General features: G+C 74.6%; 28 protein-coding genes and 1 pseudogene. 10 read left to right on the top strand and 19 right to left on the bottom strand.

The features are described 5' to 3' along the window. Nucleotides 1–1,227 (bottom strand): tryptophan synthase subunit beta, encoded by a 1,227-nt coding sequence (trpB, locus tag OC439_RS19275; RefSeq protein WP_262014631.1) that lies wholly within the window; start codon nucleotides 1,225–1,227, stop codon nucleotides 1–3. 34 nt (nucleotides 1,228–1,261) lie between these two features. Further along, entirely contained in the window at nucleotides 1,262–2,065 is an 804-nt protein-coding gene (gene trpC / locus OC439_RS19270) for an indole-3-glycerol phosphate synthase TrpC (RefSeq protein WP_194801305.1), read from the bottom strand. 445 nt (nucleotides 2,066–2,510) lie between these two features. Between trpC and OC439_RS19265 the strand changes: the two genes are divergently transcribed. After that, the gene (locus OC439_RS19265; RefSeq protein ID WP_135241248.1) at nucleotides 2,511–2,786 is read left to right on the top strand and encodes a hypothetical protein; all 276 of its coding nucleotides are present in this window, start codon (nucleotides 2,511–2,513) and stop codon (nucleotides 2,784–2,786) included. On the opposite strand, the gene OC439_RS19260 is transcribed toward OC439_RS19265, so the two are convergent. The 5 genes and pseudogenes from OC439_RS19260 to OC439_RS19240 all read right to left on the bottom strand — a co-directional run bounded on the left by OC439_RS19260 (nucleotide 2,779) and on the right by OC439_RS19240 (nucleotide 6,666). Further along, nucleotides 2,779–3,336: a Trp biosynthesis-associated membrane protein gene (locus tag OC439_RS19260; RefSeq protein WP_262014630.1), complete on the bottom strand. Its 558-nt coding sequence runs from the start codon at nucleotides 3,334–3,336 to the stop codon at nucleotides 2,779–2,781. The two genes, OC439_RS19265 and OC439_RS19260, sit on opposite strands and share 8 nt — an antisense overlap. After that, nucleotides 3,333–4,886 carry an anthranilate synthase component I gene (locus tag OC439_RS19255; protein ID WP_194801252.1) on the bottom strand — a complete coding sequence of 518 codons (1,554 nt, stop codon included), beginning with the start codon at nucleotides 4,884–4,886 and terminating at the stop codon, nucleotides 3,333–3,335. The genes OC439_RS19260 and OC439_RS19255 overlap by 4 nt, the downstream gene beginning before the upstream one ends. After that, nucleotides 4,883–5,296 carry a phosphoribosyl-AMP cyclohydrolase gene (hisI, locus tag OC439_RS19250; RefSeq protein ID WP_262014694.1) on the bottom strand — a complete coding sequence of 138 codons (414 nt, stop codon included), beginning with the start codon at nucleotides 5,294–5,296 and terminating at the stop codon, nucleotides 4,883–4,885. Before hisI ends, OC439_RS19255 begins: the two co-directional genes overlap by 4 nt. Nucleotides 5,297–5,476: 180 nt before the next feature. Further along, nucleotides 5,477–6,124 (bottom strand): annotated as a pseudogene (locus tag OC439_RS19245) (phosphoribosyl-AMP cyclohydrolase); the annotation flags it as partial. A 152-nt stretch (nucleotides 6,125–6,276) separates the two neighbouring features. Further along, nucleotides 6,277–6,666, bottom strand: a complete 390-nt coding sequence (locus tag OC439_RS19240) for a MerR family transcriptional regulator (RefSeq protein WP_262014629.1) — start codon at nucleotides 6,664–6,666, stop codon at nucleotides 6,277–6,279. Between the two features lie 110 nt (nucleotides 6,667–6,776). On the opposite strand from OC439_RS19240, the gene OC439_RS19235 reads away from it, so the two are divergent. From OC439_RS19235 to OC439_RS19225, 3 genes are read left to right on the top strand one after another with little or no spacing between them, the layout of a single operon-like run. Beyond that, nucleotides 6,777–7,499 carry an ABC transporter ATP-binding protein gene (locus tag OC439_RS19235; RefSeq protein WP_262014628.1) on the top strand — a complete coding sequence of 241 codons (723 nt, stop codon included), beginning with the start codon at nucleotides 6,777–6,779 and terminating at the stop codon, nucleotides 7,497–7,499. After that, nucleotides 7,496–8,251: an ABC transporter permease gene (locus OC439_RS19230; protein ID WP_262014627.1), complete on the top strand. Its 756-nt coding sequence runs from the start codon at nucleotides 7,496–7,498 to the stop codon at nucleotides 8,249–8,251. The genes OC439_RS19235 and OC439_RS19230 overlap by 4 nt, the downstream gene beginning before the upstream one ends. Next, nucleotides 8,248–8,844, top strand: a complete 597-nt coding sequence (locus OC439_RS19225; RefSeq protein WP_013475814.1) for a TetR family transcriptional regulator — start codon at nucleotides 8,248–8,250, stop codon at nucleotides 8,842–8,844. Before OC439_RS19230 ends, OC439_RS19225 begins: the two co-directional genes overlap by 4 nt. Nucleotides 8,845–8,863: 19 nt before the next feature. Here OC439_RS19225 and OC439_RS19220 read toward each other — a convergent pair whose 3' ends face one another. Beyond that, nucleotides 8,864–9,595: a DUF2470 domain-containing protein gene (locus OC439_RS19220; protein ID WP_262014626.1), complete on the bottom strand. Its 732-nt coding sequence runs from the start codon at nucleotides 9,593–9,595 to the stop codon at nucleotides 8,864–8,866. Between the two features lie 67 nt (nucleotides 9,596–9,662). On the opposite strand from OC439_RS19220, the gene rpsD reads away from it, so the two are divergent. Then, complete coding sequence (gene rpsD / locus OC439_RS19215; protein ID WP_262014625.1) at nucleotides 9,663–10,271, top strand: 30S ribosomal protein S4; 609 nt, start codon at nucleotides 9,663–9,665, stop codon at nucleotides 10,269–10,271. Nucleotides 10,272–10,313: 42 nt separating this feature from the next. Here the strand turns inward: rpsD and OC439_RS19210 are convergent, their stop codons facing one another. Both OC439_RS19210 and OC439_RS19205 read right to left on the bottom strand, forming a co-directional pair. Further along, nucleotides 10,314–12,104, bottom strand: a complete 1,791-nt coding sequence (locus OC439_RS19210) for an ABC transporter ATP-binding protein (RefSeq protein WP_262014624.1) — start codon at nucleotides 12,102–12,104, stop codon at nucleotides 10,314–10,316. Next, entirely contained in the window at nucleotides 12,101–13,969 is a 1,869-nt protein-coding gene (locus OC439_RS19205) for an ABC transporter ATP-binding protein (RefSeq protein ID WP_262014623.1), read from the bottom strand. The genes OC439_RS19210 and OC439_RS19205 overlap by 4 nt, the downstream gene beginning before the upstream one ends. A 191-nt stretch (nucleotides 13,970–14,160) precedes the next feature. Here OC439_RS19205 and OC439_RS19200 point away from each other — a divergent pair, with 191 nt between their 5' ends. The 3 genes from OC439_RS19200 to OC439_RS19190 all read left to right on the top strand — a co-directional run bounded on the left by OC439_RS19200 (nucleotide 14,161) and on the right by OC439_RS19190 (nucleotide 17,834). Then, on the top strand, nucleotides 14,161–14,790 hold the full coding sequence (locus OC439_RS19200) for a TIGR03085 family metal-binding protein (protein WP_262014622.1): 630 nt from the start codon (nucleotides 14,161–14,163) through the stop codon (nucleotides 14,788–14,790). A gap of 128 nt (nucleotides 14,791–14,918) precedes the next feature. Further along, the gene (locus OC439_RS19195; RefSeq protein ID WP_262014621.1) at nucleotides 14,919–15,869 is read left to right on the top strand and encodes a terpene synthase family protein; all 951 of its coding nucleotides are present in this window, start codon (nucleotides 14,919–14,921) and stop codon (nucleotides 15,867–15,869) included. Nucleotides 15,870–16,007: 138 nt separating this feature from the next. After that, on the top strand, nucleotides 16,008–17,834 hold the full coding sequence (locus OC439_RS19190) for an AMP-dependent synthetase/ligase (protein ID WP_262014620.1): 1,827 nt from the start codon (nucleotides 16,008–16,010) through the stop codon (nucleotides 17,832–17,834). A gap of 71 nt (nucleotides 17,835–17,905) precedes the next feature. Here the strand turns inward: OC439_RS19190 and OC439_RS19185 are convergent, their stop codons facing one another. Together OC439_RS19185 and OC439_RS19180 are read right to left on the bottom strand one after the other, a co-directional pair. Beyond that, a complete protein-coding gene (locus OC439_RS19185; RefSeq protein WP_262014619.1) occupies nucleotides 17,906–19,213 on the bottom strand; it encodes a low temperature requirement protein A in 1,308 nt (435 codons plus the stop codon). 72 nt (nucleotides 19,214–19,285) lie between these two features. After that, complete coding sequence (locus OC439_RS19180; protein WP_262014618.1) at nucleotides 19,286–20,737, bottom strand: PLP-dependent aminotransferase family protein; 1,452 nt, start codon at nucleotides 20,735–20,737, stop codon at nucleotides 19,286–19,288. A 59-nt stretch (nucleotides 20,738–20,796) separates the two neighbouring features. On the opposite strand from OC439_RS19180, the gene OC439_RS19175 reads away from it, so the two are divergent. Together OC439_RS19175 and OC439_RS19170 are read left to right on the top strand one after the other, a co-directional pair. Further along, a complete protein-coding gene (locus OC439_RS19175) occupies nucleotides 20,797–21,432 on the top strand; it encodes a YczE/YyaS/YitT family protein (protein ID WP_262014617.1) in 636 nt (211 codons plus the stop codon). A gap of 116 nt (nucleotides 21,433–21,548) precedes the next feature. Continuing rightward, entirely contained in the window at nucleotides 21,549–22,010 is a 462-nt protein-coding gene (locus OC439_RS19170; protein WP_262014616.1) for a hypothetical protein, read from the top strand. Between the two features lie 8 nt (nucleotides 22,011–22,018). On the opposite strand, the gene hisF is transcribed toward OC439_RS19170, so the two are convergent. From hisF to OC439_RS19135, 7 genes are all read right to left on the bottom strand, one after another. Beyond that, complete coding sequence (gene hisF, locus OC439_RS19165; protein WP_262014615.1) at nucleotides 22,019–22,786, bottom strand: imidazole glycerol phosphate synthase subunit HisF; 768 nt, start codon at nucleotides 22,784–22,786, stop codon at nucleotides 22,019–22,021. A gap of 86 nt (nucleotides 22,787–22,872) precedes the next feature. After that, the gene (locus OC439_RS19160; protein ID WP_262014614.1) at nucleotides 22,873–23,874 is read right to left on the bottom strand and encodes an NADP-dependent oxidoreductase; all 1,002 of its coding nucleotides are present in this window, start codon (nucleotides 23,872–23,874) and stop codon (nucleotides 22,873–22,875) included. After that, nucleotides 23,871–24,296 (bottom strand): organic hydroperoxide resistance protein, encoded by a 426-nt coding sequence (locus OC439_RS19155; RefSeq protein WP_091045350.1) that lies wholly within the window; start codon nucleotides 24,294–24,296, stop codon nucleotides 23,871–23,873. Before OC439_RS19155 ends, OC439_RS19160 begins: the two co-directional genes overlap by 4 nt. A gap of 1 nt (nucleotide 24,297) precedes the next feature. Beyond that, nucleotides 24,298–24,744: a MarR family winged helix-turn-helix transcriptional regulator gene (locus OC439_RS19150; protein WP_262014613.1), complete on the bottom strand. Its 447-nt coding sequence runs from the start codon at nucleotides 24,742–24,744 to the stop codon at nucleotides 24,298–24,300. Between the two features lie 83 nt (nucleotides 24,745–24,827). Next, nucleotides 24,828–25,244 (bottom strand): RidA family protein, encoded by a 417-nt coding sequence (locus tag OC439_RS19145; RefSeq protein WP_262014612.1) that lies wholly within the window; start codon nucleotides 25,242–25,244, stop codon nucleotides 24,828–24,830. Further along, nucleotides 25,241–25,969 carry a bifunctional 1-(5-phosphoribosyl)-5-((5-phosphoribosylamino)methylideneamino)imidazole-4-carboxamide isomerase/phosphoribosylanthranilate isomerase PriA gene (gene priA / locus OC439_RS19140; protein ID WP_018785235.1) on the bottom strand — a complete coding sequence of 243 codons (729 nt, stop codon included), beginning with the start codon at nucleotides 25,967–25,969 and terminating at the stop codon, nucleotides 25,241–25,243. Before priA ends, OC439_RS19145 begins: the two co-directional genes overlap by 4 nt. A 19-nt stretch (nucleotides 25,970–25,988) precedes the next feature. Continuing rightward, nucleotides 25,989–26,309 (bottom strand): hypothetical protein, encoded by a 321-nt coding sequence (locus OC439_RS19135; protein WP_262014611.1) that lies wholly within the window; start codon nucleotides 26,307–26,309, stop codon nucleotides 25,989–25,991. Between the last annotated feature and the right edge of the window lie 38 nt (nucleotides 26,310–26,347).

Below are 26,347 nucleotides of genomic sequence, written 5' to 3'. Positions count from 1 at the left end.
TCACTCCTTGTCGAGGATGCCGAAGTACGCGCCGGCGGTGTGCACGTCCTTGTCGCCCCGCCCGGACAGGTTGACCACGATCACCGGCTCCCGGCCCAGCTCCTCGGCGAGCCGGGGCGCGACGGCGCGGGCACCGGCGAGCGCGTGCGCGCTCTCGATCGCCGGGATGATCCCCTCGGTGCGGCAGAGCAGCTCGAACGCGGCCATCGCGTCGGCGTCGTCCACCGGCAGGTAGGTGGCCCGGCCGGTGTCGTGCAGCCAGGCGTGCTCCGGGCCGACGCCCGGGTAGTCCAGGCCGGCCGAGATCGAGTGCGACTCGATGGTCTGCCCGTCGGCGTCCTGGAGGACGTACGTGCGGGTGCCGTGCAGCACGCCGGACGAGCCGCCGGTGATGCTGGCGGCGTGCCGCCCGGTGTCGACGCCCTCGCCGCCGGCCTCGAAGCCGTAGAGCCGCACGCCGGCGTCCGGCACGAACGCGTGGAAGATGCCCAGCGCGTTGGAGCCGCCGCCGACGCAGGCCGCGACCGCGTCCGGCAGCGCGCCGGTCAGGTCCAGGCACTGCCGGCGCGCCTCCTCGCCGATGCCGCGCACGAAGTCGCGGACCATCTCCGGGAACGGGTGCGGCCCCGCGGCGGTGCCGATCAGGTAGTGGGTGTCCTCGACGTTGGCGACCCAGTCCCGCATCGCCTCGTTCATCGCGTCCTTGAGCGTGCGCGAGCCGGTGGTCACCGGGACGACTGTGGCGCCGAGCATCCGCATCCGCGCCACGTTCAGCGCCTGCCGCTCGGTGTCCACCTGGCCCATGTAGACCACGCATTCCAGGTCGAACAGGGCGGCGGCGGTGGCGGTGGCGACGCCGTGCTGGCCGGCGCCGGTCTCCGCGATGACCCGCCGCTTGCCCATCCGCTTGGTGAGCAGCGCCTGGCCCAGCACGTTGCGGACCTTGTGCGCACCGGTGTGGTTGAGGTCCTCGCGCTTGAGCAGGACCCGCGCGCCGATCTGCGCGGAGAACCGCCGGGCCTCGTAGAGCAGCGAGGGCGTGCCGGCGTAGTCGCGCAGCAGCGCGTCGAACTCGGCGAGGAAGTCCTCGTCGCCCATCGCCTTCCGGTACGCCGCGTCCAGCTCGTCGAGCGCGGCGACGAGCGCCTCGGGGACGAACCGGCCGCCGAACCGGCCGAAGTGACCGGCGGAGTCGGGGACCGGGCCGGTTGCGGGTGCGGCGCTCATCGCGGGCGTCCTCTCGGGTCGGGTGCCCGGCGGCTCAGCGCACCGGGCGGGGCGTGGCCGGGTGGTTACCGGCGTTGACCAGCTCGGCCACCGCTTCGCGCGGGCTCTTCTGGGTGACCAGGCCCTCGCCCACCAGCACGGCGTCGGCGCCGGCGGAGGCGTACCGGATCAGGTCGTGCGGACCGCGCACCCCGGACTCGGCGATCTTGACGACGCTGCTCGGCAGGCCGGGCGCGATCCGCTCGAACACCGAGCGGTCGACCTCCAGGGTACGCAGGTCGCGGGCGTTCACGCCGATGACCTGCGCGCCGGCCTCCAGGGCGCGGTCCGCCTCCTCCTCGGTGTGCACCTCGACCAGCGCGGTCATGCCGAGCGACTCGATCCGCTCCAGCAGCCCGACCAGCGCGTTCTGCTCCAGCGCGGCGACGATCAGCAGCACCAGGTCGGCGCCGTGCGCGCGGGCCTCGTGCACCTGGTAGCTGGAGACCACGAAGTCCTTGCGCAGCACCGGCACGTTCACCGCGGCCCGCACGGCGGCCAGGTCGTCGAGCGACCCGCCGAACCAGCGGCCCTCGGTGAGCACGCTGATCGCCCGCGCGCCACCTGCCGCGTAGTCACCGGCCAGGTCGGCCGGGTCGGCGATCTCGGCCAGCCGCCCCTTGGACGGCGACGAGCGCTTCACCTCGGCGATCACCGCGACGCCGGGGCGGCGCAGGGCCGCGTACGCGTCGAGCGGTGGCGGCGCCGCGGCGGCCAGCTCCCGGATCCGCTCCAGCGGAACCTGCTCCTGGCGCCGGGCGACGTCCTCCCGCACGCCGGCCAGGATCTCGTCGAGCACCCCTGCGGACGGCGCCGCTCCGGCGTCGTCCCCCTCCGCGTGCGCATGCTCAGCAGTCACCAACGGACTCCCCTCTCCGGGCGTCATGGGCCGATGCTAGGGGGCGCCACCTGGCGACGAGTGCCGGGGGGTATGGCGCACCTCACGACATGGGCTGTGGCATGATGGCCGACTTCCGGTGAACGCCATGTCACGCAGCGCCACCGCTGGCATCGACCGTCACCCATCCCCTATCTCACCACGATCGTTCCGGGCCCGCAGGACGGGTTCCGGCGATGGGCTGTGACCAAGCTCAAGGACCTCCGGCCCTGCCCAGGTCGTCCCCGGTGCGGCAGCGTTGACCTGTGCTTCACGGCGGCGAAACGTCCGCCCGGAAGCATCGTCGTCGGGCACACTCGACGCCGGCGGCTGCCGACCGTCGCCAACGATCTCGTATGGGGTGACCATGAGCGCCAACGGGCCGACCCAGACCATCGGCTTGACCACCATCTCCCGTACCGTCGCCTCCCTCGCCGTCGGCGTGGTGGACACGCTCGAACGCGCGGTGGCCGGCGACGGCCGGATGCGTACCGCCCGCGGCAACGCCTGGGAGGCGGTCTGCGCCGACCGGGCCCGCGCCGCGCAGCGCCGCGAGCTGGAGCGGCTGGTGGCCGAGCTGGCCGCCGCGCGGGCCGCGGCCCGGCAGCGGCGCGACGCCCGCGAGGCGCAGCCGGTCAGCTGACCGTCGGGTCCTCGCCCCGGTCCAGCGCGTCCCACGCGTCCCGGGTGCCACGTTCGACCGCCGGCCGGCCGGGCTCGTCCGCCGGAGCGGACCGCCGCTCGTACCGGGCGCCCATCGCCGGCCAGCCGTCCCCGCGCAGGGCGGTGAACGCGCCGCCGGCCGCCAAGGCCAGGCCGCCGGCGAGCACCAGCGCCGGCCACTGCCGGCTCACCCCGGCCTCGGTCAGGCCGATCCCGCCGCCGACCGCCACCGCCAGGCCGACGCCGGCCAGCAGCACACCCAGCAGCCGGCGCAGCCGGCCCCGGGTGGCGAGCACCGCGCCGCCGCCTGCCAGTCCCACGTAGGTGAGCGCCAGCACCCACGGCAGCAGCTCCGTACCGGTGCGCTCGGCCCGCCCGGACGGCAGCGACCCCCGGGCGGTCGCCTCCACCGCCCAGGTCCGGGTCACCGCCCAGCAGGCCAGGCCCGCGCCGGCCAGGCAGAGGAGCACCGCGTACGCGAGTTCGCGCCGCCCGCGGGCCGCCGGCGCGGTGGTGCCGGGCGCGCTCACCGGGCGGCCCGCAGCGTCTCGGCGGCCGCGATGGCGGCGAGCACGGCGGCGGCCTTGCTGCGCGTCTCCCGGTCCTCGGCGGCGGGGTCGGAATCGGCCACGATCCCGGCGCCGGCCTGCACGTAGGCGCGGCCGTCACGGATCAGCGCGGTACGGATCGCGATGGCCATGTCCAGGTCGCCACCGAAGGCGAAGTAGCCGACGGTGCCGCCGTAGACGCCGCGCCGGACCGGCTCCAGCTCCTCGATGATCTCCATGGCCCGCACCTTGGGCGCGCCGCTGAGCGTCCCGGCCGGGAACGTCGCGGCCAGCGCGTCGAACGCGGTGCGGTCGTCGCGCAGCTCCCCGACGACAGTGGAGACGATGTGCATGACGTGGCTGTAACGCTCGATGGTGGCGAACTCGGGCACCTCGACGGTGCCCGGCCGGCACACCCGGCCCAGGTCGTTGCGGCCCAGGTCGACGAGCATCACGTGCTCGGCGCGTTCCTTGGGGTCGGCGAGCAGCTCGGCGGCGAGCTTGGCGTCGCCGTCCGGGGAGCCGCCGCGCGGGCGGGTGCCGGCGATCGGGTGCAGCAGGGCCCGCCGCCGCCCGTCCGGGCCGGCGCTGACCTTGAGGTGCGCCTCCGGCGACGAGCCGACGATGTCGAAGCCGTCGAAGCGCAGCAGGTACATGTACGGGCTGGGGTTGGTGGTGCGCAGCACCCGGTAGACGTCGAGCGGGTCGGCGTCGGTGGGGCGCTCGAAGCGCTGGCTGAGCACGATCTGGAAGCACTCGCCGGCCCGGATCGCCTCCTTGGCCGTCTCCACCGCCTTCGGGTAGCCGCCCTCGGGGGTGCGGCTGACCACCTCACCGACGCCGGGCCGGTCCACTGTCGAGACCATGGGCGGAATCGGTCGGGACAGCGCGCTGGTCATCGCGTCGAGGCGGCCGACGGCGTGGTGGTACGCGGCCTCCACCAGCTCCGCCCGGTCGGGGTCGTCGAGCGGCGGCAGCACCGCGTTGGCGACCAGGATCGCGGAGCCCTCGTAGTGGTCGAGGACCACCAGGTCGGTCGCGAGCATCATGCCCAGCTCGGGTACGTCCAGCTCGTCCTCGGTCAGCTCGGGCAGGCGCTCGAAGCGGCGGACCAGGTCGTAGGCGAGGTAGCCGACCAGGCCACCGGTCAGCGGCGGCATGTCACCGGCCGGATCCCAGCCCGGCCCGGCGAGCGCGGCGACCGTCTCACGCAGCACGGTGACCGGGTCGCCGCCGGTGGGCACCCCGGCGGGCGGGGTGCCGGTCCAGCTCGCCGCGCCGTCGCGCTCGGTCAGCGTGGCGCTGCTGCGGACGCCGATGAACGAGTAGCGCGACCAGGCGGTGCCGGCCGAGCCGACGCCCTGCTCCGCGGACTCCAGCAGGAACGTGCCGGGACCACCGGCCAGCTTGCGGTAGACCCCGACCGGCGTCTCCGCGTCGGCGAGCAGCCGCCGGGTCACCGGTACGACCCGCCAGCGGGCGGCCAGGCCGGCGAAGGTGGACCGGTCCGGGCTGACGGTGCCGTCGGTCACGGGGTCACCTCCGGGGAGCTGACCGGCAGTTCGGTGAAGAAGCAGGTGCGCTGCCCGGTGTGGCAGGCCGCGCCGACCTGCTCCACGCTGACCAGCAGCGCGTCGCCGTCGCAGTCGAGCGCCACCGAGCGCACGTACTGGTGGTTGCCGGAGGTGGCGCCCTTGACCCAGTACTCGCCGCGGCTGCGCGACCAGTAGGTGGCCCGGCCGGTGGTGAGCGTGCGGTGCAGCGCCTCGTCGTCCATCCAGGCGACCATCAGCACCTCGCCCGTGTCGTGGGCGCGGACCACGGCGGCGACCAGGCCGTCCGGGGTGCGGCGGAGCTTCGCCGCGATGGCCGGGTCGAGCCGGGACGGCCGGGCCGGGCCGGGAGTGGGGGCGCCGGTCAGCGGCGCGTCAGGGGCGGGCACGGTTGACCATTCTCCCGCACGCGGCCCGGGGACCGCCGACGTGTCCCGGGAGGCGGGCGTCACCGGCCCCAGCGCCCGGCCCAGCTGGGCGAGGTAGCGCTCCACCCGGCCGTCGGCGAGCGCCTCGGCCAGGTCCGCGCCGTGGGTGGCGGCGATCTCGTCGGCGTACGGGCGGATCAGCGGGAGGATGCCGGTGACCAGCCGTCCCGCGGCGGCGCCGACCTCGGCCGGGTCGCCGGGGCGCGAGCCGAGGCAGAGCAGCATGTCGTCGCGGTAGCCGGGCGGGGCGACCGGCAGGTCCAGCGCGGCGGTCAGGGCGGCCCGGCGGGACACCACTCGCACCGACGGGTTGGCCGGCCGCAGCACCGAGGGGCAGAGCCGGGCCAGGTCGGCCGCGGCGAGCCGGACCCCGGCCGGGTCGTCGGCGACGCGGGCCGCGGCGACCTTGCCCAGCGTCGCGATCAGCTCCTCCAGGCGCGGCTCGTCGGCGGGCTGGCAGAGCACCGGCAGGTCGATCCGGCGGCGCCATTCCGGCGCGGCCCAGAGCAGCCGGGCGGGCGCGGTGACCGGGAGCCCGAACGCCCAGTCGGCGGGCTGGCCCAGGCGGCGCACCCAGGAGCGGATGTCGCGGGCGGCCACCGACACGTGCACCAGGCGACCGGCGAACTCGGCCAGGTACGCCCGCCGGGCCGCGTACGGGGTGCCGCGGCGGGACGTGGGCTGCCGGGCGCCGGCGGCGGCGCGTCCGTCGTCGGCGGCGACGAGCACGTCCACGTCGACGTCGCTGTGCTCGGTGGCGGCCCGCCGGGCGTGGCTGCCGCGCAGCATGATCCCGACGACCGGCCGGTCCGCGACCTGCCGGAGTCGGGCGGCCCAGTCGTCGAGGAACCCGGTTTCGGGCAACGGAGCTGGACCCACGGCGTCATGGTGCCGAGATCCGATCTTCCGGTGCCGGACTCCCTGTCCGCCATCGGGCGCGGTCAGCCCGACTCCTCCTCCGCCCGGCGGTACGCGTCGATCTTGTGCTCGAGGACCTTCAGGTCCTCCTCCAGCTCGGCCATCCGGGCCAGCACCCGGGCGCGGTGCGCCTCGAACAGCGCCCGCCGCGCGCCGAGCGTGCTGTCCCCGTGCCGGGCCAGCTCGGCGTAGCGGCGCATGTCGCGCACCGGCATCCCGGTCCGCCGCAGCCGGGTGAGCAGGAACAGCCAGTTGACGTCGGACTCGGTGTAGCGCCGCCGGCCGGACGAGTCCCGCCCGACGCGGCCCACCAGGCCCTCCTGCTCGTACCAGCGCAGCGTGTAGGTGGTCAGGCCGACCCGTTCCGCCGCCTCACCCACGGTGAGGCTCGTATCCCGCGTGCTGATGTCCACGCCCTCCAGGCTTCCAGTTCGAGCGCACTCGAAGTCAAGTCCCTCATTGCCCTGGAGACGGAATTCACCTACCGTTGAGTTCAACGGGTGATGAATTGACGGAGGCGAGCATGGACGACGCGGTGTCGGTCCGCGAGCTGGTGGTCGACCGGGGCGGGCGGCGGGTGCTGCACGGCATCAGCTGCGTGGTGCCCCGGGGCACGGTGACCGGGCTGCTCGGGCCCAGCGGCAGTGGCAAGACCACGCTGATGCGCGCGGTGGTCGGCGTGCAGACGGTCGGCTCCGGCGCCGTCGACGTGCTCGGCCGCCCGGCCGGCTCGGCCGACCTGCGCCGCCGGGTGGGCTACCTGACCCAGGCGCCGAGCGTCTACGCCGACCTGACGGTGCGGGAGAACGCCCGCTACTTCGCGGCGCTCCAGGGCCGGGGCCGCGCCGAGGCCGACCGCGCGGTGGCCGACGTCGGCCTCGGCAAGGCGGCCGACCAGCTCGTCGGCACGCTCTCCGGCGGCCAGCGCAGCCGCGCCTCGCTCGCCTGCGCGCTCGTCGGCGAACCGGAGCTGGTCGTCCTCGACGAACCCACTGTCGGCCAGGACCCGGTGCTGCGGGCCGACCTGTGGGCCCGGTTCCACGCGATGGCCGCGAACGGCACCACGCTGCTGGTGTCCAGCCACGTGATGGACGAGGCCGCCCGCTGCGACCGGCTGCTGCTGATCCGCGAGGGCCGGCTGGTCGCCGACGACACCCCGGCCGCGGTCCGCGCCGCCACCGGGACCGACGACCTGGAAGAGGCGTTCCTGCGCCTGATCCGCGACGCCGAGGGAGAGGCGCGATGAACGGACGGATCCTGGCCGCCACCACCGGGCGCATCCTGCGCCAGCTCCGCCACGACCGGCGGACCGTGGCGCTGCTCGTCGTGGTGCCGTCGGTGCTGCTCACGCTCGTCTACTACATGTACGTCGACCAGCCCGCCCCGCCCGGCGGGCCCAGTACGTTCGACCGGGTGGCCCTGATCATGCTGGGCTTCTTCCCGTTCATCATCATGTTCCTCGTGACCAGCATCGCCATGCTCCGCGAGCGCACCACTGGAACGCTGGAGCGCCTGCTCACCACGCCGCTGGGCAAGCTCGACCTGCTGTTCGGGTACGGCATCGCGTTCGGCCTGGCCGGGGTGCTCCAGTCCACTGTCGCCTCGGTCGTCGCGTACCGGGTGTTCGGGCTGGAGACCGCGGGCAGCGCGTGGCTGGTCGTGCTGATCGCCGGGGTGAACGCGGTGCTCGCGGTGGCGCTCGGGTTGTTCTGCTCGGCGTTCGCCCGCACCGAGTTCCAGGCGGTCCAGTTCATGCCGGTGGTGGTGGCGCCGCAACTGCTGCTGTGCGGCCTGTTCGTGCCGCGCGACCAGATGGCCGGCTGGCTCCAGGCGATCAGCGACGCGCTGCCGCTGTCGTACGCGGTCGAGGCGTTGCAGGAGGTCGGCGCGCACGCCGAACCGACCGGGACGATGTGGCGGGACGTGGCGGTCGTGGCCGGGGCGGCGGTGGCGGCGCTGGTGCTGGCCGCCGCGACGCTGCGCCGGCGCAGCGGGTGAACGCGCGGCGCACCGGGCGGCGGCCCGGCACCCCGGACACCCGCGAGGCGATCCTCGCCGCGGCCCGGGAGGCGTTCGCCGAGCGCGGGTTCGACGCCGCGTCCATCCGGGCCATCGCCGCCGCGGCCGGAGTGGACCCGGCGCTCGTGCACCACTACTTCGGCGGCAAGGAGGAGCTGTTCCGGGCCGCGACGGCGTTCCCCGCCGACCCGGGACGGCTGCTGCCGGCGGTGCTCGCCGGCGGCCCGGACGCGCTCGGCGAGCGGATGGTCCGGGTGTTCCTGGAGGTCTGGGACTCCCCCACCGGCACCGCCGCGGTGGCGCTGCTGCGCTCGGCCGTCAGCAACGACTGGACCGCGCGCCTGCTGCGCGAGTTCCTGGTCACGCAGGTGCTGCGGCGGGTGCTCGACCAGCTCGACGTCGACCCGGCCCAGCGCGCGCTGCGCGGCGGCCTGGTCGCCACGCAGCTCGCCGGGCTGGCCATGATGCGATACGTGCTCCGCCTCGACGCCGTCGCCACCGCCGAGCCGGCGACGCTGGTGGCAGCCATCGGCCCGACGGTCCAGCGGTACCTCACCGGCGACATCACCTGAGCCGGGCGCGCCGGCCGGCTCAGGCGGCGGCGCGGGGGCAGAGCATCGGGTGCAGCAGGCGGGACAGCTCCGCCACGTCGGCGACCGGCCGGGGGAAGGCGAGCCGGGCCCGCCGGGTCGCGCCGGGGCGTCCGTGCGCGACCAGCAGGCCGTACCTGTCGATCCGGACCACCCGCGGCACCTGGTCGCCGGGCAGGTCCAGCCGCCGCCGCAGATAGTCGCCGACCTGCTCGGCGTGGTGGTCGGCCAGGTCCGCGAGGAGGTCGGCCTCGACCGGGTGCAGCGGATCCGGCTCGGCCTCCGCGTACGCCTCGGGGTCGACCCGGCGCACGCGCCCGGCGCGTTCCCAGCGGGCCTCGGCCACCTCGAAGCGGTGCAGGTGGAACCGGCTGCCCACGTCGAGCAGGTCGCCGGTCGGGTCGGTGGCGGCGAAGTCGACTGCCGCGTCGCGGGCCTCGTCGCCGTCCAGCCGCGTCGCCCAGCCGGAGACCCAGGCCCGGCCGAGCGAGGGCGCCCCGGCCGCGGGCGGCAGGTCGAGCACGTCGAGCACGGTGGCCACGTCGGCGTCGCCCGCCGGCGGCACGAGCGCCGCGGCGAGGTCACTGACCACGGGTACGAGCAGCAGCACCCGCCCGTCCGGGTCGACGGCGTGCCGGACCTGGTGCGGGCCGGGGTGCCGGGCCAGGTGGACGAGGGCGGGCAACCGGCCCGCGACAAGGGTTCGCACGATCTCCGCCGGGCTGGGCCGCATGATCCCGACCTCCTCAAGATAGGTTAGGCTTACCTAAGAAGCAGGCTAGACGATCGGAGACGTCGACGTGAACCACCCCCGGCCCAAGGCACGGCTCTCCCGCGCCCTCGGAATCCCGCTGACCCGCAAGTGCGTGCGGTACTTCGAGCGGCGCCCCTATCCCCCGGGCGTGCACGGCCGGTCCCGCCGCACCACCTCCGACTACCAGGTGCGGCTGCTGGAGAAGCAGCGGCTGCGCCACCAGTACAACGTCAGCGAGGCCCAGCTGCGCCGCCTGTTCGACGAGGCCGCCCGGGGCTCCGGCAAGACCGGCGAGACGCTGGTCGCGCTGCTGGAGCGGCGCCTCGACGCGGTGGTGCTGCGGGCCGGGCTGGCGCGCAGCGTCTACCAGGCCCGCCAGCTCGTCGCACACGGCCACATCACCGTCGACGGACGCAAGGTCGACCGGCCGTCGTACCGGCTGCGTCCCGGCCAGGTGGTCGGCGTGCGCGAGCGCAGCCGCGCGCTGCCGCCGTTCCAGCTCGCCGCCACCGGGGCGCACGCCGACGCGCAGCCGCGGCCGTACCTGTCGGCGCAGCCGGCCGAGCTGCGCGCCACGCTGGTACGCGAACCGGCCCGGCACGAGGTGCCGGTGGTCTGCGACGAGCAGCTGGTGGTGGAGTTCTACTCCCGCTGACCGGTCACCGGGTCTGCTCCAGCCCTGGTGGACCCGCCAAGATCAGCGGGTCTGCTCCAGCCAGGAGGCGTACAGCAGGGCATACACCGAGTCGACGTCGCGGACCAGCTCGTCGTGCGGGCCGCGCTGCACGATCCGGCCCCGGTCCACCACGATCACCTCGTCCGCCGCCTGCGCGGTGGACAGCCGGTGCGCGATGGCGAGCGTGGTCCGGCCCCGGGTCACCGCGTCGAGCGTCCGTTGCAGGCGGACCTCGGTGGCCGGGTCGACAGCACTCGTCGCCTCGTCGAGCACCAGCAGGTCCGGGTCCGCGACGTACGCCCGGGCCAGCGCCACGAGCTGCCGCTCGCCGACGCTCAGCGCCTCCCCGCGCTCGCCGACCGGCGTGTCCAGCCCGGACGGCAGCCCGTCCAGCCAGTCGGAGAGGCCCAGCTCGGCGAAGGCGGCGGTGAGCCGCTCGTCGGTCAGGTCGGGGCGGGCGAAGCGGACGTTCTCCCCGACCGTGGCGTCGAACAGGAAGCCGTCCTGCGGCACCATGACCACCCGGGAGCGCAGCGAGTCGAAGCGCACCTGCCGCAGGTCGACGCCGGAGAGCAGCACCGCGCCCTCGGTCGGGTCCATCAGGCGGGTGAGCAGCTTGGCGAACGTGGTCTTGCCGCTCCCGGTCTCGCCCACCACCGCCACCCGGCTCTTCGCCGGGATGTCCAGCGTCACGTCGTGCAGCACCGGCGGCCCGCCCGGGTAGGCGAACGTCACGCCGGCGAACCGGGCGTCCAGCGGCCCGGGTGGCAGGTTCCGGCCCTGCTCGCCCGGGTCGGCGACGTCCGGGGAGACGTCCAGCACGTCCAGCACCCGGCGCCAGCCGGCGATCGCGTTCTGCGCCTCGTTGAGCACCTCGGTGGCGATCTGCACCGGCTGGATGAACAGCGTGACCAGGAACAGGAACGCGGTGAGCTGGCCGATCGACAGCGTGCCGTCGACACCCAGGCTGACCCCGACCACGACCACGCCGGCCAGCGCCAGCCCGGCCGCCAGTTCGCCCACCGAGCTGCCCATGATGCTGATCCGGATGGCCCGCTGCTGGGCCACCCGCTGCCCGTCGATGGCCGTGTCCAGCCGCCGCGCGGTGCGCCCGGCGATGCCGTACGCCCGGATCACCGGCGCGCCCACCACGCTCTCGCCGATCGCGCCGAGCAGCGTGCCGGTGCGCTGCCGCACCAGCCCGTACGCCCCGGCGAGGCGGCGCTGCAACTGCCGGATCACCAGCACCGCGGGCGCGAACGCGACGAGCACCACGAGCGTCAACTGCCAGGAGTACGCGAGCATCACGGCGGTCGTCACCAGCAGCTGGCCCAGGTTGACGATCAGGATCACGCCGCCCCACTGGAGGAACTGGGTGATCTGGTCGACGTCGCTGGTGACCCGGGAGACGAGCGAGCCGCGCCGCTCGGACTGCTGGTGCAGCATGGACAGGTCGTGCACGTGCCGGAACGCCCGGGTGCGCACCCCGGCCAGCGCGGTCTCGCTGACCGTGAACAGGCGGCGCATCATCAGGTAACCGCAGGCGGTGGTGACCACCAGCACCCCGGCGGTGATCGCCACGGTGAGCGAGATGACGTTCAGGTCGAGCCCGCCGACGATGCCGTGGTCGATGCCGCGCTGCACCGCCACCGGCACGGCGACCCGGCCGATCATGTAGACCAGTGCCAGCGCCAGCGTGCCGGCGAGGCCGGTGCGCAGCTCCGGGGAGAGCGCCAGGCCGCGCCGCAGCGTCCGCCAGGTCGACTCGGTGGCCTCTGTGGTCTCGGTGCTCTCCCCCGTGGCCGTACTCACCGCTCCACCTCCAGGCCCGAGGTCAACGGGGTGACCTCGTCGTACGTCCGATTCTGCTCGCGTTCCTGCTCGGCCTGCTCGTACGCGGTGACCAGGTCGGCGTAGCCGGGCACGGTGGCCAGCAGCTCGGTGTGGGTGCCGCGGGCGACCACCCGGCCCTGCTCCACGTAGATCACCTCGTCGGCGAGCGCGATGGTGGCCCGGCGGTACGCCACCACCAGGATCGACGCCGGGGCGCCGCCGTCGGTGGGCGCGCGCAGCCCGGCCAGGATGGCCGCCTCGACCCGCGGGTCGACGGCGCTGGTGGCGTCGTCGAGCACCAGCAGCCGGGGCCGCCCGGCGAGCGCCCGGGCCAGCGTGAGCCGCTGGCGCTGACCGCCGGACAGCGACGTGCCCCGCTCGCCGACCATGGTGTCCAGCCCGTCCGGCAGCGCGGCCACGAAACCGTCCGCCTCGGCCAGCCGCAGCGCCGCCCACACCTCGTCGTCGCCGATGCCGGCCCGGTCGAGCGCGATGTTGGCCCGGACCGTGTCGTCGAAGACGAACGGCACCTGCGCCACCAGCGCCACGTTGCCGGCGAGCGAGGCGGCGGTCAGCTCCCGCACGTCCACGCCGTCCAGCGTGACCCGTCCGGCGCCCGGATCGACCAGGCGCACGGCGAGCGAGGCGATCGTCGACTTGCCCGCGCCGGTGGGGCCGACCAGCGCGACCGTCTTCCCGGCCGGCACGGTGAACGTCACCTCGCCGAGCACCTTGGCACCGGGCAGGTGCGCCTCGGCCGGCTCGTACGCGAAGTGCACGTCGTCGAAGCCGAGCGTGGCCGGCTCGCGGGTGGCCGGGTCGAGTGTCCTCGTGCCGTACGGCATCTCGCCTGTCGCGTCGAGCACCCGGCGGACCCGGTCCCAGCCGGCGACGCTGCGCGGCAGTTCGGCCAGCACCCAGCCGATGGCGCGTACCGGGAAGGCCAGCACGGTGAACAGGAACGCGACGCTGACCAGCTCGGTCACGCTGATCGCGCCCTGCCGGTACCGGATCGCGCCGACCACCAGCACGGCGAGCGTGCCGAGGCTGGGCAGCGTCTCCAGCATCGGGTCGAACACGCCGCGCAGCCGGCCGACCGAGATCAGCGCGTCGCGCAGTTCACCGGCGCGGGACGCGAAGCGGGCCGTCTCCTGGGCCTCGCGGCCCATCGTCTTGACCACCAGCGCGCCGTCGAAGCTCTCGTGCGCGATGCCGCTGACCTCGGCCCGCAGCCGCTGCGCCCGGGCCTGCCGGGGCGCCATCCGGCGGGAGTAGACGACGTTGAGCGCGAACAGCGCGGGGAACACCGCGAGGCCGACCAGGGCCAGCGCCCAGTCGGTGAAGAACAGCGAGGCCACCGCGCCGACGAGCATCACCAGCGTGCCGACCGCGAACGGCAGTGGGGCGATCGGGTACCAGGCCGCCTCCACGTCGGAGTTGGCGTTGGACAGCAGCGTGCCGGTGGAGTTGCGGTGGTGCCAGGAGAGCGGCAGGTCCAGGTAGCGGCGGGTGACCCGGCGGCGGTAGGCGGCCTGGAGCCGGTACTGCATGTAACCGGCGCCGAGCCGGCGGCCGAAGATGCCGACGACCCGCAGCACGCTGATGCCGAACAGCGCCGCCGCGGCGAGCGCCAGCGCCCCGCTCGCCACCTCGCCGCGCTCCACGGCCGGCACGACCACGTCGCCGACCACCGCGCCGACCACGTACGCGCTCGCGATCACCAGGAGGCCGAACAGCACGCTGCCGCTGACCGCGACCGCGAAGATCCGTGGCTGTTCCCGGATGGCCCGGCCGAGCACCCGTAGCCCCCTGCCGAGCACGTCCCGACTTGTCCCGCTCGCCACGCTCTCCCCCGCCGTAAGCCGCAGTTTTCTCCCCCATCCTTACCGCTCGCCGCCAGCTTCGCCGACCCGGCCGGGATATGTCCGCCGTCACGTTGCGCCGGACCTGGGCGGACCACGGGGCGGGACACTCCGGCCCGCCGCCGTGCCGGGCGTGGCGCGCCGATCGGCCGGGACGGGCCTACGATCGGGCCATGCCGCGGTACGCCCGAGCGGAGCGCGAGGCGCTCGCCGACCTGATGCTGGAACTGGGACCGGACGCACCGACTGTGAACGAGGGGTGGTCGACCCGTGACCTGGCGGCGCACCTGCTGGTGCGGGAGCGCCGGCCGGACGCGGCGGGCGGGATCCTGCTGCCGCCGCTGCGCGGCTACGGCGAGTCGGTCCGCAGGCGGATCGCCGCCGGGCCGTACGCCGACCTGATCGCCCGGGTGCGCCGGCCCCCGGTGTGGAGCCCGGTGAGCAACCCGCTCACCGACGAGCTGGCGAACGGGATGGAGTTCTTCATCCACCACGAGGACGTGCGGCGCGCCCGCCCGGGCTGGCACCCGCGTGACCTGCCGGCCGCGCAGCAGGCGGTGCTGTGGAAGCGGGTGTCCCTGCTGGCCCGGATGGCGCTGCGGCGGTTCCCGGCCGAGGTGCTGGTGCAGGCCCCGGGGTACGGCGAACTGCGGGCCGGCGCCGGCGGCGAACGGCTGCGGGTGGTGGGTGCGCCGGGCGAGCTGGTGCTGTTCCTCACCGGCCGGCAGCGGGTGGCCCGGGTCCAGGTGGACGGTCCGGCCGACCGCGCCGAGCGCCTGCGCACGGCCGAGCTGGGACTCTGACCGAGGGTGTGCAGCCGGCCGCTCGCACACTGTGGAAAGTGGACGGACCGACTTCGATAACGGTTACGTACTCCCGTACGCTCCTGCGCGGCAGCCCCACCCCGCGGGGCGGCGGACAGGGGACGACGATGCGCGACTTCGCCCTCTCGGCACTGCACGAGCCGCCCTTTCCCTCCCGGCGTCACCCCGCCGTCGACCAGGTGGCCGCGGAGAGCGCCGCCTGGGTACGAGACTTCGGCCTGGTGAAGGACCAGGCCGGGCGCCGGCGCCTGGAAGGCGCGCACGCCGCGGAGCTGGCCGCACGCGCCTGCCCCGAGGCGTCGGCGCCCGGGCTGCGGATGCTCACCGACCTGATCAACTGGCTGTTCGTGGTGGACGACGCCTGCGACGACGACGGGCTCGGCGCGACGCCCACGCTGCTGGCACCCACGCTTGCCGCGCTGCTGGCGGTGCTCGACCAGCACGGCGACCCGGAGGCGCCCGCACCCACCGACGGCGGTGCGATCGCCCTCGCGCTGCACGACCTGTGCCGCCGGGCCCGCGACCGGGGCCGGCCGGCTCACCTGCTGCGCCTGGTCAGTCAGTTGCGGGAGTACCTGCTGGCGCTGCTCTGGGAGGCCGCCAACCGGGAGCGCCACCGGGTGCCGGGGGTGGCCGAGTACACGCAGATGCGCCGCCACACCGGCGGCGTACGCCCCAGCTTCACGGTGACCGACCTGGCCCGCCCGTCCGCGCCCCGGGCCGACCAGCGGGTCGCGCCGGCGCTCACCGCGCTGGACGCGCTGGCCACGGACCTGGTCTGCTGGTGCAACGACCTGTTCTCCTACGGCAAGGAGCGCGGCGCCGCCCCGGAGGCGCACAACCTGGTCACCACGATCGCGGGCGAGACCGGTGGGGACGAGACGTCGGCGCTGTACGCGGCGGCGGACCGGTTCAACAAGGCCCTCGCCACGTACGCGGAGCGGGACGCGGCGCTGAGCGCGGTGGCCGACGAGGGGATGCGGGTCTTCCTGGACACCCGCCGGGACTGGATCCGGGCCACGTACGACTGGTCTCGCGCGGCCGGCCGGTACGCCTGACCGGTTCCAGCAGGCGGGACCGCCGGCGACTCGGCCGATCGGGGCTAGCCGCTGGCCGGGTGCACGCAATACCCTTCGGTAACCGCAGACCGGCGTGACCCCCGTCACGTCCCTCCACCCCTGAAGGCGGCTACAGCGATGGCTCTCGATGTACCGTACCGTTCCGTACCCGACATGTTCCTCAAGCGCGTGGCGGATTCCCCCGACCGGCACGCCTTCGCCCACCCCGCACCCGACGACTCGGGCCCGGTCTGGCTGACGTGGGAGCAGGTCGGGCAGCGCGCCAAGGCGATCGCCGCCGGGTTGCACGGGCTCGGTGTCGGCCTGGAGAACCCGGTCGCGATCCTGGCCAACACGCGCCTGGACTGGGTGCTCGCCGACTTCGGCATCATGTGCGCCGGCGGTGCCACCACCACCGTCTACCCCACCACCGAGCCCGAGGACGCGGTCTACATCATCGCCGACTCCGGCTCCAAGGTGCTGTTCGCGGAGAACCCGGCCCAGGCGGCGAAGATCGCCGGGGCGGACCTGCCCGCGCTGACCCACGTCGTGCTCTTCGACGGCACGCCCGACCCGGCGGCGGCCGTCCCGCAGCTCACCCTGGCCGAGCTGGAGGAGCGCGGCGCCGCCGCGCTGAGCGCCGAGCCGGACCTGATCGACATGCTCGTCGCCGGCATCGGCCCGGACCACCTGGCCACGCTGATCTACACCTCGGGCACCACCGGCCGCCCGAAGGGCGTGGAGCTGCTGCACGGCGGCTGGTGCTGGGAGGGCGTGGCGCAGGCCGAGCTGGGCCTGCTGCGCGTCGACGACCTGCAGTACCTGTGGCTGCCGCTGTCGCACTCGTTCGGCAAGACGCTGCTCTGCGGCGCCACGCACGTCGGCCTGCCCACGTACGTCGACGGCCGGGTGGACAAGCTCGTCGACCTGCTCGGTGTGGTGCAGCCGACGCTCATGTGCGGCGCACCCCGGGTCTTCGAGAAGGTCTACAACAAGGCGGTCACCACCGCGCAGGGCGCGGGCGGGGCCAAGGCCAAGATCTTCGCCTGGGGCGTCGGGGTCGGCAAGGAGAAGGTCGCGCTGGAGCAGGCCGGCAAGCCGGTCCCGGCCGGGCTGCGGATGAAGTACGCGCTGGCCGAGAAGCTCGTGTTCAGCAAGCTCCAGGCCCGGCTCGGCGGCCGGATGCGGGTGCTGGTCTCCGGCGCGGCGCCGCTGAGCAAGGAGATCGCCACCTTCTTCGCCGCCGCCAACCTGCCGATCTCCGAGGGCTACGGCCTGACCGAGACCAGCGCCGGCGCTTTCGTGAACCCGCCGGACGGGCTGAAGATCGGCAGCGTGGGCCGGGCCATGGGCGACCTGGAGTGCCGGATCGACACCGACGGTGAGGTCCTGCTGCGCGGCAAGCCGGTCATGCGCGGCTACCACAACCTGCCCGAGGAGACCGCCGCCGCGTTCACCGAGGACGGCTTCTTCCGCACCGGCGACATCGGCACGCTCGACGCCGACGGCTACCTGCGCATCACCGACCGGAAGAAGGACCTGGTCAAGACCTCCGGCGGCAAGTACGTCGCGCCGTCGCACATCGAGGGCATGTTCAAGGCGGTGTGCCCGTACACCTCGCAGGCGGTGGTGATCGGGCAGGCGCGCAACTACTGCACCATGCTCGTCACGCTGGACCCGGACGCGATCAAGGGCTGGGCCGCGGGCACCCCGTTGGAGGGCAGCGACTACACCACGATCGTCACCTCGCCGCAGGCACGGGAGATGGTCGAGGGGTACGTGGCCGAGCTGAACGCCAAGCTCAACCGCTGGGAGACGATCAAGAAGGTGACGATCCTCCCCCGTGACCTGACCATCGAGGACGGCGAGGTCACGCCGTCGCTGAAGATCAAGCGCCGCAGCGTGGAGACGAACTTCGCCTCCGAGATCGACAAGATGTACGAGGGCACGCTCGCCGAGCTGTAGCCCGCACCGCCACACGGTCGCGCCGGCCGTGCCCCACCGTCCCGGGGCACGGCCGTTCGCGTCGGTGCCGGTCAGAGGTGCTGCTGCCGCCAGTGGCTCTGCTCGGCCTCGGCGGCGACCTGCTCCTCCAGCGCGAGCCGGCGTACGCGGCTCCGGCGCCCGTTCTCGCCCCGGGTCTCCCAGGCCACGCCCGCGCCGGTGAGCACCGCCAGCACGACGAGCGCGTTCAGCTCGTGGAGAAGGGCGACGGCCGGTACGGCGGCGACGAGCAGCAGCACCGTCACCAGCAGCGGCGGCCGCACCCGGCGCTCCGCCAGCCACCAGCACGCGGCGATGCTGAGCAGGTAGAGCCCGACCCCGCCGAACAGGATCCCGGCCCAGAAGGCGCCCAGCGGCGGGCCCCACGCGGGCGTCGCCGGTGAGGTGGCCTCGGCCAGCAGGTCCTTGAGGCCGAGGGCGAAGAGGATGATCCCGGCGACCATCGGCAGGTGCAGGAACGTGTAGACGGTACGGGCCAGCCGCAGCCGCGCGGCCCGGTCCCGGGCCTGGTGCAGGGCCTGTTCCAGCGCGAACGCCAGCGTGTCGAAGTACGCCCACCACAGCGTCGCCACGATCACCACGCCGAGCAGCGCGGCGACCGCGACCGGCCCGGTGAGCGGCAGCCCGCGCTTCGGGCCGAGCCCGAGCGCGATGAGCGACTCGCCGAGCGCGACGAGCACGATCAGCGCGTGCCGTTCCGCCCAGTGCCCGGCCGAGACGACCACCCACCACTGCCGGCCCAGGATCGCCCCGGAGAGGTATTCGACGAGCAGCGCCAGCGTCCAGAGCGCCAGTTGCAGCCACACCGCGAGCCGCTCCTGCGGCAGCCGCCCGGGCAGGGTCCCGGCGACGACGAGCAGCGCCGTGGCCACGGTCGGGGCCAGGAAACGGATCCGCAGTCCCCGGCGCCGGGCCGGGTCGGCACGGTCGGCCCAGGCGAAGACGGTGAGCTGGGCGGTCCGGATCACGAAGTAGCACCCGGCGAAGACGAGCGGCCCGGGCAGCAAGCCGCCGCGGTTGGCGAACGCGCTGGGTGTGCTGAGCACGAGCAGGAACGTCGCCGCCACGGTGACGACGCCGACCAGCGGCAGCACCCCCTGGTCGGCGCGGAACGCGTTGCCCATCCGCGCGAAGCCGGTCCACGACCACCAGAGCAACGCCAGCACCAGCAGGAAGCGGTAGAGGTTGACCGGCGTGAGCACCGAGGCGGTGAGCGTGGTGACGCTCAGGAACGCGAAGACGAAGACCAGGTCGTAGAAGAGCTCCAGCCGGGTGGTCCGGGAGCCCGGCGCGCTGCGGCGCACCGCCCACGACCACCGGACCGCGTCCCCGTCTCCCACCCGGGCAGTCTGCGGGCAGCGGCCCGCCCGGAGCCGGGGTTCGGGCGGTTCACCACCGGATCGGGCGGGCGGTCAGGCGATGACGCTGGGCTCCCGCCACTGCGGGCGGCTGGTGCGGTCCAGGTCGTAGCGGACCGCGGCGAGCCGCCCGACCGCCTCCACCAGTTCCTCGGCGGGCAGGGTGAAGGGCAGACGCAGGAAGCGCTCCAGCGTCCCGTCCAGGCCGAACCGCGGTCCGGGCGCCAGCCGTACGCCGACCTCCTCGGCCGCCCGGGCCAGCGCGCTGGAGATCGGCCCGTCGAGCTCCGCCCAGAGCGTGACGCCGCCGCCGGGTACCCGTACCCGCCAGTCGGGCAGCCGGTCGGCGAGCGCGGCGACCAGGGCGTCCCGCTGGGCGACGAGCTGGGCCCGGCGGGCCGCCACGATGGCCGGCGCCTCGGTGAGCAGGTGCACGGCGACGAGCTGGTCGAGCACCGGGCTGGCCATGTCCACCCCGACCCGGGCCGCGGCCAGCCGCTGCACCTGGGGCGCGGAGGCGCGGACCCAGCCGATCCGCAGCCCGCCCCAGTAGGGCTTGCTCATGCCGCCGATGCTGATCACCCGGGAGTGCCTGTCGAAGACGGCCACCGGCGGCGGCAACGTGGTGTCGTCCAGCGGCAGGTCGACGAAGGACTCGTCGACCACCAGGTCGGTGCCGGCCGCGTGGGCCGTGCCGACCAGCCGCTCGCGCAGGTCGGCGGCCATCAGGTGGCCGGTCGGGTTCTGGAACTCGGGGATCACGTACGCGAGCTTCGGCCGGGTCTGCCGGAGGCTGCCGAGCAGCAGTTCGGCGTCCCAGCCCTCGTCGGACAGGCCGTGGGTGGCGATCCGGGCCCGGCGGGCGGACAGCGCGGCCAGCGCGTTGGGGTAGGTGGGCGACTCGACGAGCACGCCGCCGCCGGGCGACAGGGCCAGCCGCAGCACCAGGTCCAGCGCGTGCTGGGTGCCGCTGGTGACCATGATCTGCTCCGGGCTGGTGGGCAGTCCCCGGTCGGTGTACGCGCGGGCCACCGCCTCGCGCAGCTCGATGATGCCGGTCGGGTGGTAGCCGGCGCCGCCGAGGTAGCGGGGCAGGTCCTCGGCCGCGGCCCGGGCGGCCGGGACGAGCTGCGGGGGCGCGGACAGCGCGGCCACGCCGAGGTCGATCATGTCGCGGTCGTCGAGCGGCGTCCACAGCCCGGTGCTGGCCACCCGGTGCCCGCCGGGCAGCATGGTCCAGCTCCCCGCGCCGCGGCGGCTGGCCAGGTGGCCGCTCTCCCGCAGTTCCCGGTACGCGGCGGTGACAGTGGTCCGGCTGATCCGCAGCGCCTCGGCCAGTTCCCGCTCGGCCGGCAGGCGTACCCCGAGTGGGAGCCGCCCGTCGGCGAGCAAGCCGCGGACGGCGCCGGCGAGCGCGGCGTAGTCGGGGCTGCGCCGGCGGCCCGGCAGGGCATGCCACTGGCCGAGGAGCCGCGCCAATTGGACACCGCGCACCTGACTGGTCATAGCCACACCCCCGAAATTGGCACGCTTGAGGACCGCGATTGGCCCCTAGGGTGGCATGCATGGCACAGCTTGGCAATCTCCGGCACCGGCCGGCGCGACGGCTCACCCAGCTCTACGCCGGGCTGGTCCTCTACGGCGTGAGCATGGCGCTGATGATCCGCTCGGAGCTGGGACTGGACCCGTGGGACGTGTTCCACCAGGGGCTGGCCCGGCAGACCGGCCTGTCCTTCGGGACCGTCACCATCGCCGTCGGCGCCCTCGTGCTGCTGCTCTGGATCCCGCTGCGGCAGCGGCCCGGCCTCGGCACGGTCAGCAACGTCGTGGTGATCGGACTGGTCGTCGACGCCACACTTGCCGTGCTGCCGCCCGGCGAGGGCATGGCGGCCCGCGTCACGCTGCTCGTCGCCGGGATCGTCGCCAACGGCGCCGCCACCGGCCTCTACCTCGGCGCCGGGCTCGGCCCCGGCCCGCGCGACGGGCTGATGACCGGCTTCGTCGCCCGCCACCCCCGGTTCTCGGTCCGGCTGGTCCGCACCGTCATCGAGGTCACCGTGCTGGCGCTCGGCTGGCTGCTCGGCGGCACCGTCGGCCTCGGCACCGTGGCGTACGCGCTGACCATCGGCCCGCTGGCCCAGTTCTTCATCCCGGTCTTCGCACTGCCCGCACGGCCGGCGGCCGGTGCCTACGCTACGTGAGCGCAGTCGGGCCGACCGCCACGGACCGGTCCGATCCGCAACGCGCTGAGCTGCGACGACGCACAACAGGGAAACCAGGTGTTTCCTCCGCCGTCGCGGCCGGGCATCATTCCTGCATGGGGGAGAACGGATGGCGTTGGAGCGACGCCTGGATCTTCGTCGCGCTTGTCATCGCCAGTGGCGCCGGCCGGCACCGGCGGGCCGCCGCGACACGTCGCCCCGAAGGCGTACGGCTGGCCGACGTCCTCTCCACCGCCGACCACCTCAACCAGGCCATCCCGGAACGGCACGAGGTGGAGGGCGCGGTCCGGCGGCTGGTCGGGGCGGGCCTGGTCAGCGTCGCCGACGGCTGGTTCCGGGTCACCCCGGACGGTGAACGGCTCTGGCGCACCCGGCCCAGCGCCGGGCTCGGCACCACAGTAGACACCGTGCAGGGCGTACTGACCCGGCGGCACCCGCCCGCCGAGTCCGAGTGGCAGCTCGCCGAGGACGACCACGCCGCCGCCGTGCAGGAGTACGTGGTCCGGTCGATCCCGATGCCGCGCCGATCCCCCGAGGGGCACGCCGGCCGGCCGTGAGCGCCGGCTCAGCGCACCGGGTGCCCGGCGCCGCGCAACGCGTCCTTGACCTCGCCGACCGTCAGTTCGCCGAAGTGGAAGACGCTCGCCGCGAGCACCGCGTCCGCCCCGGCGCCGACGGCCGGCGGGAAGTGGGCCACAGCGCCCGCGCCGCCGCTGGCGATCACCGGCACGTCGACCACCTCGCGGACCGCCTGGATCAGCGGCAGGTCGAACCCGGCCTTGGTGCCGTCGGCGTCCATCGAGTTGAGCAGGATCTCGCCCGCGCCCAGCTCGGCGCCGCGCGCCGCCCACTCGACCGCGTCCAGCCCGGTGCCCCGCCGGCCGCCGTGCGTGGTCACCTCGAAGCCGCTCGAGGTCGTGCCGTCCGGGGCGCGGCGCACGTCGAGCGAGAGCACCAGGACCTGCCGGCCGAACCGGTCGGCGATCTCGGCGATCAGCTCCGGCCGGGCGATGGCCGCGGTGTTCACGCCGACCTTGTCCGCCCCGGCGCGCAGCAGCGTGTCGACGTCGGCGACCCGGCGGACGCCGCCGCCGACGGTGAGCGGGATGAAGACCGACTCGGCGGTGCGCCGCACCACGTCGAGCATGGTGCCCCGGTCGCTGGACGAGGCGGTGACGTCGAGGAAGGTCAGCTCGTCCGCCCCGGCCCGGTCGTACGCCGCCGCCAGTTCCACCGGGTCGCCGGCGTCGCGCAGGTCGAGGAAGTTGACCCCCTTGACCACGCGCCCGGCGTCCACGTCCAGACACGGGATGACCCGTACCGCCACCGTCATGCCCCGAGCCTAACGAACGCGCGGGCGGTGGTGACCCGCCGGTGAGGCCGGTCACCACCGCCCGCTGTGGTGCGCGTTCGCGCCGGTCAGAGACGGACCAGCATCTTGCCGAGGTTCTCGCCGCGCAGCAGGCCGAGGAACGCCTCCGGGGCCTGCTCGATGCCGTCGACGATCGTCTCGTCGTACGACAGCCGGCCCTCGCGCAGCCAGCCCGCCACCTCCTGCACGAACTGCTCCCGCAGGTGACCGTGGTCACCGACGAGGAAGCCGCGCAGCGTCAGCCGCTTGCCGATCACCAGCGCCAGGTTGCGCGGCGCGGCGGGCGGCTCGGTGGCGTTGTACTGCGCGATCATGCCGCAGATGGCGGCCCGGCCGTGCAGGTTCATCGCCCCGATCGCGGCCTCCAGGTGGTCACCGCCGACGTTGTCGAAGTACACGTCGACGCCGTCCGGGGCGGCGGCCCTGAGCTGCTTGTACACCGGGCCGTCGTGGTAGTCGAAGGCGGCGTCGAAGCCCAGCGCGGTGAGCCGTTCCACCTTCGCCGCGGAACCGGCGCTGCCGATCACCCGGCCGGCGCCGCGCAGCTTCGCGATCTGGCCGACCATGCTGCCCACCGCGCCGGCCGCGCCGGAGACGAACACGGTCTCCCCCGGCTTCATCGCCGCCACGTCCAGCAGCCCGGCGTACGCGGTCAGGCCGGTCATGCCGAGCACGCCCAGGTAGGCGGTGACCGGCGCCAGGTCGGGGTCGACCTTGCGCACGCCCCGGGCGTCCACCAGCGCGTACTCGCGCCAGCCGAGCCCGTGCAGCACCGTGTCGCCGGGCTTGACGCCGCCGGCCTCGCCGGCCACGACCTCACCGATCGCGCCGCCGTCCAGCGGGGCGTCGAGCGCGAACGGCGGCACGTACGACTTGACGTCGTTCATCCGCCCGCGCATGTACGGGTCGACGGACATGAACCGGTTGCGGACCACTACCTGTCCCGGGCCCGGCGTCGGCACCTCGGTGGTGACCAGCCGGAAGTTCTCCGGCGTCGGCCAGCCCTCCGGCCGGGACGCCAGATGGATCTCCCGGTTCGTCCCGCTCATCGGGCCTCGCGGACCGTGCGGGTCACCTCGACGTTGCCCCGGGTCGCGTTGGAGTAGGGGCAGACCTGGTGGGCCGCGTCGACGAGCTGCTCGGCGGCCGCGCGCTCGACCGCGGGCAGGTCCACCACGAGCGTCACGGCCAGGCCGTAACCGCCGCTGCCGTTCGGGCCGATGCCCACCTCGGCCTCGACGACGGAGCCGGAGACGTCCGCCTTGGCCTGGCGGGCCACCACGCGCAGCGCGGAGTGGAAGCAGGCCGCGTAGCCGGCCGCGAAGAGCTGCTCCGGGTTGGCCGCGCCGCCGGCGCCACCCATCTCCTTCGGTACGGCGAGGTCCAGCTCGACCGTGCCGTCGGAGGTCCGGACGTGACCGTCGCGGCCGTCGCCGGTGGCGCGGGCGGAGGCGGTGTAGAGCACCTGCATGTCACTGCTCCTTCTGTCGGTGGATCGTCTCGGTGACCCGGGTGAGGATGCCGTGGAGGAAGACCAGTTCGTCCTCGGAGAGCCCGGTGGCGGTGGCCACCCGGCGCGGCACGTCACCCATCCGCTCCCGCAGCGCCCGGCCTCGGTCGGTGAGGCCCACCTCGACCCGGCGCTCATCCGCCGCCGATCGGGTACGCACCACCAGACCGGCCGCCTCCAGCCGCTTGAGCAGCGGGGAGAGCGTGCCGGAGTCGAGCCGGAGCGCGGCGCCGAGCTCGGAGACCGTGGGGGCGTCGTCGTCGCGCTCCCAGAGCACCAGCAGCACCAGGTACTGCGGGTAGGTCAGGCCGTGCTCGTCGAGGATGGGCCGGTAGACGTCGGTCAGGGCGCGCGACGCCGCGTAGAGCGCGAAGCACACCTGCCGGCGCAGTACCAGATCATCGGTCACGCCCAGAACGGTAGCTCGCAATTAAGTTGTGCACAACTTATCGGGCCGTGGAGCGGTGCGGCGCCGGTCACCCGGGGCACCGGTCAGCGCTCCGGGAGGTACGCCTCCAGCTCGACCTCGACCAGGAGATCCGGGTCGATCAGCCCGGCCACCACCACCATCGTGGCGACCGGACGCACCGGGCCGAACACCGCGTTGTGCGCCCGGCCCACCTCGTCGGCGAAGATCCGGTCCGTCACGTACATCCGGGTCCGCACCACGTCCCCCGGCCCGGCGCCGACCTCGGCCAGCGCGTCCAGGCCGATCCGGATCGCCTGCGCGGTCTGCGCCGCCGCGTCACCGGCGTGCGCCACCCGGCCGTCCACGGTGGAGGTGCAGCCGGCGGTGATCGCCAGCGAACCGGCCCGGACCACCCGCGAGTAGCCGTACAGCGCCTCCCACGGGCCGCCCGAGCCGAGCCGGGTCACCACCCCGGCGTCGGCGGACGGCTCGGCCGTCACGCGCCGGCCCGCAGCGTCGCCAGCGCCTCGGCGACTGTGAACGCGCCCGCGTAGAGCGCCTTACCGGCGATCACGCCCTCCACCCCCACCGGCTCCAGCGTGGCCAGCGCCCGCAGGTCGTCAAGCGTGGACACGCCGCCGGAGGCGATGACCGGGGCGTCGGTGCGGGCGCACACCTCGCGCAGCAGGTCCAGGTTCGGCCCGCGCATGGTGCCGTCCTTGGTGATGTCGGTGACCACGTACCGCGCCGCCCCGGCGGCGTCGAGCCGGGCCAGCACCTCGTACAGGTCACCGCCGTCGCGGGTCCAGCCACGCGCCGACAGGGTACGGCCGCGCACGTCCAACCCGATCGCCACCCGGTCGCCGTACTCGCCGCAGATCCGGTCGCACCACTGCGGGTCCTCCAGCGCGGCGGTGCCGATGTTGACCCGGGCCGCCCCGGTGCCGAGCGCCGCCCGCAGCGACTCGTCGTCGCGGATGCCGCCGGACAGTTCCACCTTCACGTCCAGCTTGCCGACCACCTCGGCGAGCAGCGCGGCGTTGGAGCCCCGCCCGAACGCGGCGTCCAGGTCGACCAGGTGGATCCACTCCGCGCCGTCGGACTGCCAGGCCAGGGCCGCGTCCAGCGGGTCGCCGTACGCGGTCTCGCTACCGGCGGCGCCCTGCACGAGCCGGACGGCCTGGCCGTCGGCGACGTCCACGGCGGGCAACAGGGTGAGGCTCAACGCTTCTCTCCTCGGATCCTCAACGACGGTCCAGCGCGATCACCACGATCGCGGGCAGGACCAGCAACAACAACACGACCAGCACCAGCCGCAGCGCGAGGTCGTCCACCAGAGCCCAGATGGCGACCACCGCCACCGCGGTGAGCACCAGGATCGTCGCCCGCTCGCGGCGCGTGTGCCGGCGCAGCCGGCCGGTACGCCCCCGCCGCAGCGACGGCGTCAACCGGCGTACCAGGGAACGACGCCGTTCCCGGCGTGCCACCCGGCGGGCGCGGACGGCGCGCGCCCGCTCCTGCTCGGCCTCGCGCGCCGCGCGGCGGCGGGCCCGCTCCTTGCTCACGCGGACACTCGCCGACGCCCCGCCCGCGTGCCCGGGAC

It is taken from the genome of Micromonospora sp. Mcm103 (genome assembly GCF_024519755.1).
Taxonomy (GTDB): domain Bacteria; phylum Actinomycetota; class Actinomycetes; order Mycobacteriales; family Micromonosporaceae; genus Micromonospora; species Micromonospora aurantiaca.
Note: the sequence above shows the minus strand (reverse complement) of the source record. Positions and strands in the feature narration are given on the sequence as shown.